Here is a 13741-nt window from a genome sequence, read left to right on the forward strand (position 1 = left end):
CGTTTCGTTTTGAGGGACTGGACGTGTCGGCGATCGGCGGGTTGCGCGCGGGCCGACGACTACCGCCAATGGCGTGCGAAACGGCCGCCCAGCGCCGTCAGCAGTTCATATTGTGACATGCCGGATACCGCCGCCGCCTGTGGCAAATCGGTATCGAAACCGATCCAGTCGCCTTCCGTCAGAGACGGCATTGCGTCGACGGACACTGCCACCAGATCCATCGAGACCCGGCCGATGACGCCAAGCCGCTGCCCGTCCGCCCATGCTGTTCCGCGATCGGAATAGCCGCGGAAATAGCCGTCCGCATAGCCAAGGTTGACGATCGCCACGGCGGTGTCCGCTTGCGCAGTCCAGGTCGCATTATAGCCCACCGTTTTCCCTGCCTCGACACGGCGGCGCTGGAGGATCTGGGCTTCGATCGTCACGACCGGTCGGATCGCAGCATTCAGATCGGCGCGAGGCACGCCCCCATAGAGCGCCAGCCCCGGCCGGGTCAGGTCGAACGCATAGCCGTCGAGCGCGATACCCGCGGAATTGGCCAGGCTCATCCGCTTGGCCGTTGTCGTGCCTGCCAGTGCCGCGAACCGGTCGCGTTGCACCGCGTTCATCGGAACGTCTTCGTCCGCGCACGCGAGATGGCTCATCAGCGTTTCGATCGAGAGACCGTCGAGAAGACCCTCCGCGATATCGTCCGCCGACACTCCGAGGCGGTTCATTCCGGTGTCGACCATAACGTCGCATGCCCCCCCGCCGGCTGCTTTCCAGCGCGCGACCTGGGTAGCGGTGTTGAGGACCGGGCGGGCGAAGCCGGCAGCCGCGGCGGGCATATCTTCCTCGCGGACACCGTGGAGGACGGACACGGTCAAGCCCAGCGGTGCTAATTCGGCCGCTTCCTGCCAGTTCGAGACGAAGAAGTCGCGGCAGCCTCCATTCGCCAACTGCCGTGCGACTTCGACCGCCCCCAGGCCGTAGCCGTTAGCCTTGACCGCAGCGCCGCACGCCGCGGTGCCGCTCATGCGGTCGAGCGTACGCCAGTTCTGGACGAGGGCGTCGCCGTCGAGGCGGAGGCGGAGGGGGGCAGGAATGTCGATCACCCGGCGCGGGATAGTGCCCCGGACCCTGCGCGTCGACCGTCTATGCCGCTTCGATGCGTCCGACCGGCACGAGCAGGCGGCGGTCTCCGTCGTCGAGCGCCGCAACGCGAACGCCGAACACGCGACCGAGCGTGTCCGCGGTCATCACGTCGGCGACCGGACCAGACGCTACGATCCGACCGTCCGAGATCAGCAGCGCGTCGTCGGCGGCACGCTGCGCCTGGACGAGATCGTGCAGGACGATTGCCACCCCCGCCCCGACGGCCGCATATTTTCGCAGCCGCGCGAGCAAGTCGATCTGGTGCGAGGGATCGAGGCTGGCGAGCGGTTCGTCGGCGAGCAGCCAGTCGGGTTCGCCCGCCAGCACGCGCGCCAGCAGCACGCGCGCGCGCTCGCCGCCGGAGAGTTCGCCGACCGGGCGATCGGCAAGGTGCGTGGTCTCGGTGTCGTGCATCGCCCGCACAACGGCTGCATGATCGACTGACGACGGCGCGGCATGCGCGCCAAGGTGTGGCAGGCGGCCGAGCGCCACGACATCGCGCGCGACGATGTTCCAGTGGACCGTCGCGTCCTGCGGCAGGTAGCCGATCGCGCGGGCACGGGCACGGGGGTCCATTGTCGCCACGTCCTGCGTATCGAGCCGGACGCTTCCCCCGCTACGACCGACCAGCGCCGCGGCAGCTTTGACCAGCGTGCTCTTGCCGGCGCCGTTGGGGCCGAGGATCGCGGTGACGCGGCCGGGGCGAAGGTGCGCGGACACATCGTGCAGGACAGTGCGCTTGCCGAGCTTCACGCTCAGCGCGTCGACGATCAAATCCATGCGCGGCCCCGTTCCTTGACCAGCAACCCGAGGAAGAACGGCGCCCCGATCAACGCCATCGCGACGCCGAGCCGGACTTCGCCGGCGCCGGGCGCAAGCCGCACGAGGCTGTCCGCCGCGAGCACCAAAGCTGCGCCACCAAGCGCGGAGGGCAGCAACAGCGCGCCCGGTCGGTGGCCAAAGAGGGGCCGCAAGAGATGCGGCACGACCAGCCCGACGAAACCGATCACGCCGGTGACCGCGACGCCCGCGCCGATGACGAGGCCGGTACCGAGCACCACTAGCAACCGCACCCGCCCCATCCGCACGCCGAGCGACCGCGCCGCCGCCTCGCCCAGCGACAGCGCGTCGAGCGACCGCCCGGTGAACATCAGCAAGACCGCGCCGAGCAGCATCGGTGGCAAGGCGAGCTTGATATCGTCCCAACCGCGATCGGTCAGCGCGCCCATGATCCAGTCGATCACCTCGGCGACCGCATAGGGGTTCGGCGCGATAGAGATCAGAAATGCGGTCAGCGCACCGGCAAGGCTGGCGAGCACCGTGCCGACTAGGATGAAGGTGATCGCACTCGGTGACCGCCATGTCAGCGCGGCGAGCAACGCCACCGCGCCCCCTGCCCCGACCATCGCGGCGGCGAAGATCGCCGGCCCGGAGCCGACCCCGAAGATGATCGCAGCCACGGCGCCGAGGGCTGCCACCGACGACACGCCGACCACCGCCGGGTCGGCGAGCGGATTGCGGAGATAGCCTTGCAGGACAGCCCCCGACAGCCCGAGCGTGGCGCCTAGCGCGAGTCCGAGCACGGCGCGCGGCAACCGTAGCTCCAGAATGATCCACCACCGCGGGTCGCTCGAGAACCACGCTTCAAGAGGCACCCACACCTTGCCGCAGCCGAGCGACAGCCCGAACAGCACGACCACCAGCAGGCAGAGCGCCACAAGCTTGAGCGCGCGATTCACGACACGCTCGCGCGGATCGCGGCGAGGCGTTCGAGTGCCGGCGGAATGGTCGACCCGCCACAGTTGATCAGCACACGCGGAAAGACGGCTTGCGGCGTGTTCGGCAGCAGCCGGTGGCGCAGTGCCGTCCCCCGACCGACGCGTTCCGACGCGATCACCACGGCAGGCGGACGCGTCACGATCGTTTCGGCGGAGACCGTCCCGGTATGCGTCAGCCCATAGCTCGCGGCGGCGTTGCGGAAGCCGACGCGTGTCATCATCTCGTTCAGCAACGTGCTCCCCCCGGTCGCGAGATCTCCGCTGATATAGAGCAAGGCGCTCTGCGACGGTCCATCCTTGCGGCTCCAGCGCGCCACTGCATGATCGATATCTGCATTGATCCGCGCGCCGCCCGCAGGCGCACCGACGGCGTCGGCAATCTGCGTGACCTGCGCCTGGCTCTCCGCGATCGAGTCGGGAATGCCAAGCAGCAGCGTCTTCAACCCGGCCCGCGCGTACGCCGCCTGGGTAGCAGGCGGCGTATAGGTGCTGGCGATGACGAGGTCGGGGTGCAGCGCAATCACCTCCTCGGCGGTCCCCGCGGTCGCACGATAACGCCGCGCGACGTCGAGCGGGATCGAGGTCGCGGACGGATCCTGCGAATACCGGCTGATCGCGGCGATCCGCGCGGGCGGCAGGATCCGGACCAGCACCGAATCCACGCACGGGTTGGTCGAGACGATCCCCCCGCCCCCGCTCGGCGGTGCTGCACAGCCCCCGAGCAGCAGGGCGGCAAGGATCGGCCCCAGCCTCACTTCAGGCGCAACCGCACGCCGCCATACGCCGCCCGGCCATAGGTGCCGTAGCCGGTGACTGTCTGATAGCTCGCGTCGGTGACGTTATCGACGCGACCGTAGATCGCGAACCGCTCACCGATCGGAAACTCCGCGCGGACGCCGCCGATCGCATACCCATCGATCCGCGTCGTATTGGCGGCGTCGTTGAAGCTGTCGTCGACCATCGTCACGGTGCCGCCGATCGAGAGCCCGAACGGGAACCGGTAATCGGCGTTGACGCTGGCGGTCTGCTGCGGACGGCGCGCAAGTTCGTTGCCGTAATTCGCGCCGATCGAGCGGTTCTCGGTGTGGATGTAGCTGTAGTTGGCGGTGAGCGTCAGCGCATCGACCGGACGCAGCGCCAGCGTGAATTCGACCCCGTCCGCCTCGGCGCGCGCGACGTTGTTGTACACACCGAACGGGCGATCGACGCAGATCGAGCCAATTGTCGCCTGCTCCGCCGGACTGCAGTCGCGGAAGTCGATCTGGTTGCGCGTGCGGCGATTGAAGTACGTCACGCCGACGCGGGCGCGGTTATCCAGAAACGCCTGTTCGACGCCGACATCGAAGTTGCGCGCGGTCTCCGGATCGAGGTCGCGGTTCCCGTAATCCGAGAAGAGCTGGTACAGCGTCGGCGCCTTGAACCCTTCGCCATAGCTCGCGCGGACGGTGGTACCGGTGCGCAGCGCCAGTGCCGCATTCGCACCGAACGTGGTGTGGTTGCCGAAATCCTCGTGATCGTCGTTGCGGACGCCGCCGGTCAGCGTGAGGATGTCGAGCGGCTTAACGATCAGTTGGCCGTAAACGCTGGTGATCCCGGTATCGGCATAGGTGAAACCGTCGTTGAAGCGGCTGTTCTCGCGCTCGACGCCGGCGACGACGCGGACTTGGTCGAGCGGACGGAAGTCGCCCTGATATTCGTAGCGCTCGCTGCGGCCGCGGCCGATGAACGACGGGTCCGCGCCGAACGCCGGTTCGTAATTGTCGCGGTTGATGTCGGCGATCGTGAACGCGACCCGGTTGTTGAACCGTCCGTCGGCGAAGTTCGCGTGAAGGCCCGCATAGCCGTAAAGCTCCTGCGTCTTGCTGTAGTCGGCGGTGTCGGCGAACTCATATGTCGGCGCCGGGAAGCCATCCAATTCGACCCGGCTGTCCGCGAAATACCCGCGCAGGTCGAGGCCGATCCCAGGCGTGAACTCGACGCCCAGCCGCCCGGTCGCGCCATATTGACGGTACCCGTCCCGCTCCGTGCCGTCGGCCGCCGACGAGATGCCGTCGGTCTTCAGATAGCCGCCGGTCAGCGATCCCGACACCGGCCCCTTCGCGCCCGACACGCCCGCACTCGCGAACACGCTGTCGGCATAGCCATATTCCGCATTGGCGCGTGCCTGAACGCCTTCGGTCGGCGCGGCGGTGATGATATTGACGACACCGCCGATCGCCTGGCTGCCCCATGGCACCGAGTTCGGCCCGCGCAACACTTCGATCCGCTCGACCGAACTGGACAGAAGATTGCCGAAATCGAAGCCGCCGCCGGTCGACGAGGGATCGTTGACGCGCACGCCGTCGATCACGACCAGAGTCTGGTCGGATTCGGCGCCGCGGATCCGCACGCCGGTCAGCGCACCCAGCGTGCCGTTGCGCGTGACTGTGACACCCGGCGTGGTCGCGAGCAGATCGGACACGACGACGGTCTGGCGACGCTCGATCTCGGCGCGGTCGATCACGGTCACCGCCTGACCGACTTCGCTCGCGGGCTGCGCGACGCGGGTCGCGGTCACGACGAGTTCGGGCGCGTCACTGTCGGGAATGTCCTGCGCATAGGCCGGCGATGCGATCAGCGCCGCGCTCAGGAGAAGGAAGAATTTCGTCATGGGGTACGTCCTGCAAAACCACCCGCGACCATTCGCGGAGCGGCAGACGTCTCTCGCTCGAGGGAACCCCGTTTGATCGGGACACTCGTCCGCGCCGGAGCACCCGCCCGCGCAGTGGATCGACCGTGAACGGCAGGTCTCCTGGCTTCCGGGTCATCGTGACCACCCCGCCTTCCCGGATCGAAACCCAGTGGCCTAATCGGGGTGGCCGCTATCCGGTCACAGTTGCGGGGACAGCGCCGGTCTTGCGGACTTGGGTCCTGAAGACCTTTCCGCGCACCGGCTTCCCTTTTGATCCCGTCACCGGGAACCCTTCACGCCGTTGCCATTAGTCGCGGCCCGGACACGGGTCAACGCGCACCGGTTCAACGGATGCCGTAGCGCAACCCGACCCAGATCGTCCGCGGCGTTGCGCGCTCGACGATGTTCGCGCCGCTGATCCCCGCCTCGACCCGCTCGTTGAACACATTCTCGCCGCGCAGTTCGGCGACCAGCGAGCGCATGATCGGCACCGCCGCATACGCATCCAGCGTCGTCGCTGGATCGAGCACCCGCGTATTCTGGTCGTCGTCATATTGCTGGCCGATATGCCGCACGGTCAGCGACAGCGCCGCCGCATCGTGCCGCCAGTCGATCGTCCCCGACACCTGGTCGCGCGGTGTCTGCGCCGGTCGCAAGCCATCGAGCGCGGCGGTAATGCCGGAGCCCTCGACCGTCGAGTTGGTATGCGACCACGATGCCTGCACGCCGAACGGCCCCGGTCGATACGACGCATCCAGCTCGAACCCATGCGCGCGGATCGCATCGAGGTTCTGGCGGATGCGGTAGGTCGTCACGCCCGGTAAGACCTGCGTCGGAGTGGTCGTCGTCACGTTGGCGATCGCATCCTTCAGCCGGTTGTAGAAATACGTCGCGGCGATGCTGACCCCCGGCGCAGGCGTCAGCGTCACGCCGCCTTCGACCCCGGTCAGCCGCTCCGGCGACAACACGGCATTCGCCGCCGTCGCATCGTTGCCGACGCGGAACGGGCGATACAGTTCGTTGAGCGTCGGCAACCGCCACCCGCGATAGCCGGCGGCGCGCACCGTAATCGCGTCGAGCGGCTTGTACGCGATCCCCGCACGCCCCGTCGTCTCGCTGCCATTGCGGTCGGCGTAGCGCAGATTGGTCAACGCGGTGCCGCCCGCCAGCGGGCGTTCGGACAAATAGCCGCCGTCGATCGACCACCAGTCAATCCGCCCGCCGAGGCTGAAGGTGAAGTCGCCCGCGACCAGGCTGCCGTCGGCGAACACGCCGGTCGTCGTCGTGCTTCCGCCCGCCTCGCGCCGCCGTGTCGGCACAGTGTTCACGAAGGTATAGAGTTCCTGCGTCTTGCCGCTGACGTCGCGGATATCCGAGCCGAGGCGCAACGTGATGCTCTCGCCCAAGGGCGGCGCAATCTCGATCCGTCCGCCAAGCCCGGTCGCCGGCGTATTATACTGGTTCAGCGACTGGATCGCGGTCGTCCGCGTGGCATTGATGCTGTTGAAGCTGCTCGCGAACGCCCGCGTCTGCAGATAGGCAAGCGCCGAATACCCCCAGTTCCCGCGGCCGATCAGGCGGATGCTGGCGTCGGCGCCTTCGCTCTTGTTGTCGGTAAAGTCGCTGCCTCGGTCGCGCCTGTCGGTGAACGCGCTCGCATTCATCTGCAATTCGGTCTTCGCACCGACACCCACGACGGTCCGCAGCGCACCCGAGGCCTGCTCGTACGGTGCCGCCCGATCGACGATGCCGCGGCTTTCCTCGACCGTCGGGGTAAAGCCATCGCCGCGCGCATACGCGCCCGACAACGTCGCGAACCCCGATCCACGAACCAGTGCTGCGGATCCTTGCGCGTCGACCGAGTCGCGGCTGCCGTATGCGACGCTGCCCTGGAACGGCGTCAGTTGATCGGGAGTCGCGCTCTCCAGCTCGACGGTGCCGGCCAGTGCACCGGGTCCCTGGTACCCGCTACCGCCGCCGCGCGTGACGCGGATCCGTCCGAGCCGGCCAGTGGCATACGCCGGAAACGCGATCCATCCGCCGAACGGATCCGCCTGCGGTACGCCGTCGAAGATCAGCAGCGCGCGGCTCGACGCATTGCCGCCGATCCCGCGCAGCGAAATACCCTGGCTGGTCGGGTTGGCACTGCGAGAATCAGATCGGCGGAACTGCTGGAGCCCCGCGACATCGGCCAGCACGCTCTCCAGCCGGTTGCTCGCATTAGCCTGGATCCGATCGCGATCGATCGTGACGATGTCGTACGCACGATCGCCTGGCGCATCGGCAAGCCCGCGCCCGGTGACGACGATGTCAGCCGACTGGTCAGCAGGCGCGACGGTCGTTTGCGCGACCGCGCTCCCGGACGAAATCAAGACGAAGGCGAGCGTGGAGAATGAGATACGGATCATCACCGCCGCATGGCAGCTTTTCCGCTCGCCCGGAATACACCTCCGAGGTCAGGCCGCGCCGAGTTTCGCCGCGTTGCGGGCAATCGCCGCCGCACCCGTCAGAACAACCGCATCTTCCACGAACCCCGTCGGCGTCTGGCCATACTGCGACATCGCCGCCATCCTCGCGCGCCAGCCGGGATAGGATGCCGCCACGGCGGTCAGGCCGCCGACGGCCGCGCCCAGCCAACGCTGACGACGCGGCACGAGCGCGGCGCCCGCGATCGCCGACGTCACGAATCGCGCGGCAAGGCCGATCGGAACGATGCGGTCCGGGGCGGTCTTCTGCTTGTCCCCCGCCATCTCACCGATCGCCAGCGCCAGCGCGCCCGCCGCGACGGCGGGATGCGACAGCAGTTTCGGTGCGCCGTTGTCGGTGGGCAGTTCGTCCCGAGCGGCTGCAATGGCCACCGCAGCGAGCGGCGTCATCGCACGCTGGCCACCGACAAGGCCCATCAGGAAGGATGCGAGCATGGTGATCTCCGAAAAACAGGTTCGTCGCACTAACGCGCGCGGGGCCGGCCGGGGTCCGCCGCCGATCTCGTTGATTCGGCAAGGAAACCGCCAGGCCCGTCGGTCGTTCATCGCGGTATCTTCCAAAGCTTCAGGACACAGATCGATGAGATTCGATGGTAAGATCATACTGATCACCGGCGCCGCGTCGGGCATCGGTGAGGGTGCCGCACGTCGCTTCGCCGCGGAGGGCGCGACGCTCGTACTCGGCGACAAGGACGCGGACGGCCTCGCGAAGGTCGCCGCCAGCCTCGACGGCACGACCGTCGAAACGCTCGAAACCGACGTCTCCGACATGGCCGCTTGCGAGGCGCTGGTCGCCCGCGCGGTCGACAAGTTCGGCCGCATCGACGTGCTCGTCAACGATGCCGGCGTCGACCATCTCGGCAAGCTCGACGAGGGCGACCTCTCCGAATTCACCAAGGTCATCGAGACCGACCTCTACGGCGTCGTCCATATGAGCCGTGCCGCGATCGCCACCTTGCGCGCGAACAAGGGCTGCATCGTCAACGTCTCGTCCGTATCGGGCCTGGGCGGCGACTGGAATCACAGCTTCTATTGCGCCGCCAAGGGTGCGGTCACCAACTTCACCCGCGCGCTCGCGATGGACGAGGCGAAGCACGGCGTCCGCGTCAACGCGGTCAACCCGTCGCTCACCTACACCGCGCTCACCGCGGGCATGAAGGACCAGCCCGACCTGATCGCGAAGTTCGAGGAGCGCATCCCGATGGCACGCGGCGCACAGCCCGAAGACATCGCCGGCGCCATAGTGTTTTTGGCTAGCGCCGACGCGCACTATATAACCGGGGTCAACCTGCCGGTCGACGGCGGCCTGTCCGCCTCGAACGGCCAACCAGCGCTCTCCTGAGCGCGAGAGGATCACCATGACCGACTACAAGAAGACCGAGGAGGCGATCGCCAAGCTCACTCCCGAGCAGTTCCACGTCACGCAGCAGAGCGGCACCGAGCGGCCGGGCACCGGCGAATATCTCAACACGCGCGAGCCCGGTCTCTACGTCGATATCGTCTCGGGCGAGCCGCTGTTCGCATCCGCCGACAAGTTCGATTCGCATTGCGGCTGGCCGAGCTTCACCAAGCCGATCACGCCCGAGCACGTCGCCGAACTCCACGATCGCAGCCACGGCATGGTCCGTACCGAAATCCGTTCGGCGGGTGCCGACAGCCATCTCGGCCACGTGTTCGAGGATGGCCCGCAGGACAAGGGTGGCCTGCGCTACTGCATCAACTCGGCGTCGTTGCGGTTCGTCCCGCGCGCCGAGATGGAAGCCAACGGGTACGCAGCCTACCTGCCGCAGGTAGACGCGGCAGGCTGACGATGACGCGTGACGGTGTGCCGCACAGGCACACCGTCGCGTCTTCGATGACGCTTTCCTTCAGCCCCGGGTGGCGAGCTTGGCACCCAGCGCCGTGACCAGCCCGAACACCGCATGGTTCACGCTGTGCATACCGATCGTCTTCGCATCGGCCTGCCACTCTGGCGGCTTCACGCCCAGCAACGGCCCCGTGATCCAGTGCATCGCCGCATAGAACGCTGCGCCGAACATCAGGCCCGAGACGATGACCGATGCTTCCTCGTCGACCGTCGCGGCATAAACCGCACCCGCCGCCGCAGACAGCAACAGGTGACCGCTCTGCGTGACCGCCTGCTCGCGCGCCGACGGCAGGGCATCCGCGGCCGGCGTATCGATGCCGAGTTTATCCGCCGTCTTGCGTTCGAGCGCGACGATCTCTGACGGTTCCCCGCTCTTGCGCTCCCCCGCCATCAACAGCGCGGTGATACCGAGCCCGGCTACCAAGCCCCCTGCGATCGCGCCGGCCATACGTCGTGAATCCATCGTCTGCTCCTGAAGTTCTGCCGTCCACAACGCGCGGATCGCGATTCGGTCCGCACGGCCTGGCGGCGCGATCATCTTTACGAATCATTGGCTTAGCGATCGGAACAGCAGCCTCCCGAGACTGTTTTGGTACCAGGACCCTTCGCGTCGCCCGCTTCCACCGCGAGCCCGACACCCCGATCCGACGAGGACCATCATGCCGATCCAGACGACCGACGACCTCCAAATCACCTATAACGATACCGGGCCGCGCGACGGGAAGCCGGTCCTGCTGATCCACGGCTGGCCCGACGATGCATCGACCTGGGACGAGGTCGTCCCCGCGCTCAACGCAGCCGGGTTGCGGACCATCGTGCCGACACTGCGCGGTTTCGGCGAAACCCGGTTCGTCGGGAATGCGCCGCGCACCGGGAACAGCGCGATCCTGGCGATGGACATGATCGCGCTGATGGACGGGCTCGGGATCGAGACATTCATGATCGCCGGGCATGATTGGGGCTCGAACACCGCGGAGGCGCTCGCGGTCGGCTGGCCCGACCGTGTCGAGCGGATGGCGATGCTCGCCACCCCGCCCCGTCTCGGCGGCATGCCGACGCCGCCCTTCGAGCAGGCCCAGCGCCAATGGTATCACTGGTTCATGGCCACCGCGCGCGGTGCGCAGGCCGTTCGCGACGACCACAAGGGTTTCGCGCACATCCACTGGGTCAATTGGTCGCCCCCCGGCTGGTTCGACAAAGCGACCTTCGACCGCGTCGCACGCTCGTTCAAGAACCCAGACTGGGCCGACGTCACGCTGCACAGCTACCGCGCGCGCTGGAACGAGGCCGAACCCGATCCGCGCAGCCAGTGGCTTGAGGACAAGGTGAAGGCGACCAAGACGCTCTCCTTGCCGACGATGTATTTCCAGGGCGCGGTCGACGGCGTGAACCCGCCATCGGCGAGCACGGCGGTACCGGCCAAGTTCACCGGCCCGTTCGCGTTCGTGACGCTCAACGGCGTCGGCCATTTCATCCAGCGCGAAGCCCCCGACGCGGTTGCGCGCCATCTCATCCAGCTTTTCACCGGCAATCCCGCCGACTTGTCCGACACCACCGACCGGAGCCTCACAATGTCCAAGACCAAGCCCTTCCTCGCCGGCGCTGCCGCGATCGCCGTCGTCGCCGCCGCGGCGATCGGTGTCGCCAGCGCGCAGACCACGGCGCAGACCAGCGGTCGCCCGCTCACCCAGGTCGCGCAGTTCGATCACCAGGCAACCGGCGTCGCCGTCACCGCCGACGGCCGTCGCTTCGTCAACTTCCCGCGCTGGACCGACGACGCGCCGATCTCGGTCGCCGAAGTGATGATGGACGGCTCGCTCAAGGCCTATCCGGACGCCAAGTGGAACAGCTGGCGCAACGCCAAGTCCGCCGAGATGCCGGTCGGCGATTACTTCGTCTGCGTGCAGTCCATTGTCCCCGACGGCCACGGCAACCTGTGGGTGCTCGATCCCGGCGCGCCCGGTAATGAGAAGATCCTCGAAGGCGCGCCCAAGCTGGTCAAGGTCGACCTCGCCACCAACCGCGTGACCAAGGTCATCAAGGTGCCGCTCGACGTCGCGTTGCAGGGCACCTACCTCAACGACATCCGCTTCTCGCCCGACGGCAAGACCGGCTACATCACTGATTCCGGGACGCGCGGCGCGATCATCGTCATCGATCTCGAAACCGGCAAGGGCTTCCGCGCGCTCGACGGGCACGGGTCGACGCAGATCGACAAGACCGTGAAGGTGATGACCGACGGCAAGCCGCTCGTCCGCCCCGACGGTCGCCAGCCTGCCTTCGCCGCGGACGGCATCGCGATCTCCAACGACGGCAAGACGCTCTATTACCAGGCGCTCACCGGCAAGACCCTCTATTCGATCGACACCGCCCTGCTGCGCGACGGCGTCAGCGAGGCGACGCGGGCCGCGGGCGTGAAGACCGTCGCGCAGACGCACGTCGCCGACGGCCTGTGGATGAGCAAGGCAGGCACGCTCTACCTGACGTCGCCGGTGAACAACGGCATCACACGGCTGGTCGGCGATCATGTCGAGCCGGTGCTGACCGACGCCCGCCTGCGCTGGCCCGACACCTTCTCGGAAGGCCCGGACGGCCGCATCTACGTCACCGCCAGCCACATCCAGGACACCAACTGGTTCAAGCCCGGTGCGCCCGCGTCGCTCAAGACCGCGCTGTTCTCGTTCGCACCCGCAAAGTGAGGCCCGACATGACCTATCTCCGCTACAGCAACGACATCGAGACGATCCAGCCCGACGAGCAGAAATCGATCGACGGCATCATCCAGGGCATGTCGCAACAGACCGAAACCGTCGAGAAGCGCGAGGGCCATGCGGTCCGCGCGAGCCACGCGAAGAGTTCGGCGTGCGTGATCGGCGAACTGATGATCGCGCCCGGCCTGCCGCCCGAACTCGCACAAGGCGTGTTTGCAACGCCCGGCACGCACCCCGTCGCGATCCGCTTCGCGCAAGGGCCGGGCGAGACGCTCGGCGACCGCGTCTCGACGCACCGCGGCATGGCGATCAAGATCTTCGACGTACCCGGCGAAAAGCTGTCAGGCCATGATGCCGACACGCAGGATTTCGTGTTCGCGACGGGCACGACCTTTCCCTCCGGCACCGCGCAGGGCTTCCTGAGCGACGCCAAGAAGATCGGGGCCGCAGTCCCGTTGCCCGAGGGCTTCAAAAGCGCCGTGTCGAGCCTCGCACGCAACGTGAACAAGGCGCTGCACGCGGTCGGCACCGAAAGCCCCAAGGCGGACTTTTTCGGCCACCCGTTCAGCCATCCGCTCGCCGAACCGTATTTCAGCCAATGCCCGATCCGCTACGGCGATTACGTCGCCAAGCTCGGTGCTTTCCCCGCCTCGCCCGAACAGGCCGCGCTGAAGGACTGGGAACTCGACCCGAAGCAGGACGAGGACGGTTTCCGCCACGCCGCCGTCCGCTATTTCGGCGAGCACGACGCAGTATTCGAACTGCGCGTGCAGCTCTGGGCGAACGCGGACACGCAGCCGATCGAAGACACCTCGGTCGACTGGCCCGAGGAGGAGAGCCGCTACCTGACCGTCGCGACGATCCGCATTCCGCGGCAGGAGGCCTATAGCGCCACCCGCGTCCGTTATTTCGACGAAGTGATGACGTTCCGCCCGGCGCACAGTCTTGCGGCGCACCGCCCGCTGGGCTCGGTGATGCGCGCCCGCCTACAGGTCTATCACGCGCTGTCGAAGCTGCGGCACGACGAGAACGGCATCAAGGCGGAAAACACCGCGACGGTCGACCAGATACCCGCCTGAGAAAAGGGTCCCTTC

General features: G+C 67.3%; 12 protein-coding genes and 1 riboswitch. Of the genes, 4 read left to right on the forward strand and 8 right to left on the reverse strand.

The window, feature by feature from the left end:
• Window positions 1–59 precede the first annotated feature (59 nt).
• From alr to SJY41_RS11905, 7 genes are all read right to left on the reverse strand, one after another.
• Window positions 60–1085: an alanine racemase gene (alr, locus tag SJY41_RS11875; RefSeq protein WP_380784130.1), complete on the reverse strand. Its 1026-nt coding sequence runs from the start codon at window positions 1083–1085 to the stop codon at window positions 60–62.
• Between the two features lie 49 nt (window positions 1086–1134).
• Complete coding sequence (locus tag SJY41_RS11880; RefSeq protein ID WP_380781939.1) at window positions 1135–1914, reverse strand: ABC transporter ATP-binding protein; 780 nt, start codon at window positions 1912–1914, stop codon at window positions 1135–1137.
• Window positions 1905–2873 carry a FecCD family ABC transporter permease gene (locus SJY41_RS11885; RefSeq protein ID WP_380781941.1) on the reverse strand — a complete coding sequence of 323 codons (969 nt, stop codon included), beginning with the start codon at window positions 2871–2873 and terminating at the stop codon, window positions 1905–1907. The genes SJY41_RS11880 and SJY41_RS11885 overlap by 10 nt, the downstream gene beginning before the upstream one ends.
• Window positions 2870–3667: an ABC transporter substrate-binding protein gene (locus tag SJY41_RS11890; RefSeq protein ID WP_380781943.1), complete on the reverse strand. Its 798-nt coding sequence runs from the start codon at window positions 3665–3667 to the stop codon at window positions 2870–2872. Before SJY41_RS11890 ends, SJY41_RS11885 begins: the two co-directional genes overlap by 4 nt.
• The gene (locus SJY41_RS11895) at window positions 3664–5562 is read right to left on the reverse strand and encodes a TonB-dependent receptor plug domain-containing protein (RefSeq protein ID WP_380781944.1); all 1899 of its coding nucleotides are present in this window, start codon (window positions 5560–5562) and stop codon (window positions 3664–3666) included. Before SJY41_RS11895 ends, SJY41_RS11890 begins: the two co-directional genes overlap by 4 nt.
• 113 nt (window positions 5563–5675) lie before the next feature.
• Window positions 5676–5892: riboswitch (cobalamin riboswitch) on the reverse strand.
• Between the two features lie 35 nt (window positions 5893–5927).
• Window positions 5928–7991 (reverse strand): TonB-dependent receptor, encoded by a 2064-nt coding sequence (locus SJY41_RS11900; RefSeq protein ID WP_380781946.1) that lies wholly within the window; start codon window positions 7989–7991, stop codon window positions 5928–5930.
• 48 nt (window positions 7992–8039) lie between these two features.
• On the reverse strand, window positions 8040–8504 hold the full coding sequence (locus SJY41_RS11905) for a DUF4126 domain-containing protein (RefSeq protein WP_380781948.1): 465 nt from the start codon (window positions 8502–8504) through the stop codon (window positions 8040–8042).
• A 145-nt stretch (window positions 8505–8649) separates the two neighbouring features.
• Here SJY41_RS11905 and SJY41_RS11910 point away from each other — a divergent pair, with 145 nt between their 5' ends.
• Together SJY41_RS11910 and msrB are read left to right on the forward strand one after the other, a co-directional pair.
• Window positions 8650–9411, forward strand: a complete 762-nt coding sequence (locus SJY41_RS11910) for an SDR family NAD(P)-dependent oxidoreductase (protein WP_380781950.1) — start codon at window positions 8650–8652, stop codon at window positions 9409–9411.
• 16 nt (window positions 9412–9427) lie between these two features.
• A complete protein-coding gene (msrB, locus tag SJY41_RS11915; RefSeq protein ID WP_380781952.1) occupies window positions 9428–9877 on the forward strand; it encodes a peptide-methionine (R)-S-oxide reductase MsrB in 450 nt (149 codons plus the stop codon).
• Window positions 9878–9937: 60 nt separating this feature from the next.
• Here msrB and SJY41_RS11920 read toward each other — a convergent pair whose 3' ends face one another.
• Window positions 9938–10474, reverse strand: coding sequence for a hypothetical protein (locus SJY41_RS11920; protein ID WP_380781954.1), 537 nt, complete (start codon window positions 10472–10474; stop codon window positions 9938–9940).
• Window positions 10475–10595: 121 nt separating this feature from the next.
• Between SJY41_RS11920 and SJY41_RS11925 the strand changes: the two genes are divergently transcribed.
• Complete coding sequence (locus SJY41_RS11925) at window positions 10596–12635, forward strand: L-dopachrome tautomerase-related protein (RefSeq protein WP_380781956.1); 2040 nt, start codon at window positions 10596–10598, stop codon at window positions 12633–12635.
• A gap of 8 nt (window positions 12636–12643) precedes the next feature.
• Window positions 12644–13726, forward strand: a complete 1083-nt coding sequence (locus SJY41_RS11930) for a catalase family protein (RefSeq protein WP_380781958.1) — start codon at window positions 12644–12646, stop codon at window positions 13724–13726.
• Window positions 13727–13741 lie beyond the last annotated feature (15 nt).

This window comes from Sphingomonas sp. R86520 (assembly GCF_042466285.1).
Lineage (GTDB): Bacteria > Pseudomonadota > Alphaproteobacteria > Sphingomonadales > Sphingomonadaceae > Sphingomonas.

Coding starts and splice junctions, on each gene's coding strand:
- SJY41_RS11880 (WP_380781939.1), bottom strand. CDS start 1,914: ATGGATTTGATCGTCGACGCGCTGAGCGTGAAGCTCGGCAAGCGCACT.
- SJY41_RS11895 (WP_380781944.1), bottom strand. CDS start 5,562: ATGACGAAATTCTTCCTTCTCCTGAGCGCGGCGCTGATCGCATCGCCG.
- SJY41_RS11900 (WP_380781946.1), bottom strand. CDS start 7,991: ATGATCCGTATCTCATTCTCCACGCTCGCCTTCGTCTTGATTTCGTCC.
- SJY41_RS11905 (WP_380781948.1), bottom strand. CDS start 8,504: ATGCTCGCATCCTTCCTGATGGGCCTTGTCGGTGGCCAGCGTGCGATG.
- SJY41_RS11910 (WP_380781950.1), top strand. CDS start 8,650: ATGAGATTCGATGGTAAGATCATACTGATCACCGGCGCCGCGTCGGGC.
- msrB (WP_380781952.1), top strand. CDS start 9,428: ATGACCGACTACAAGAAGACCGAGGAGGCGATCGCCAAGCTCACTCCC.
- SJY41_RS11920 (WP_380781954.1), bottom strand. CDS start 10,474: ATGATCGCGCCGCCAGGCCGTGCGGACCGAATCGCGATCCGCGCGTTG.
- SJY41_RS11925 (WP_380781956.1), top strand. CDS start 10,596: ATGCCGATCCAGACGACCGACGACCTCCAAATCACCTATAACGATACC.
- SJY41_RS11930 (WP_380781958.1), top strand. CDS start 12,644: ATGACCTATCTCCGCTACAGCAACGACATCGAGACGATCCAGCCCGAC.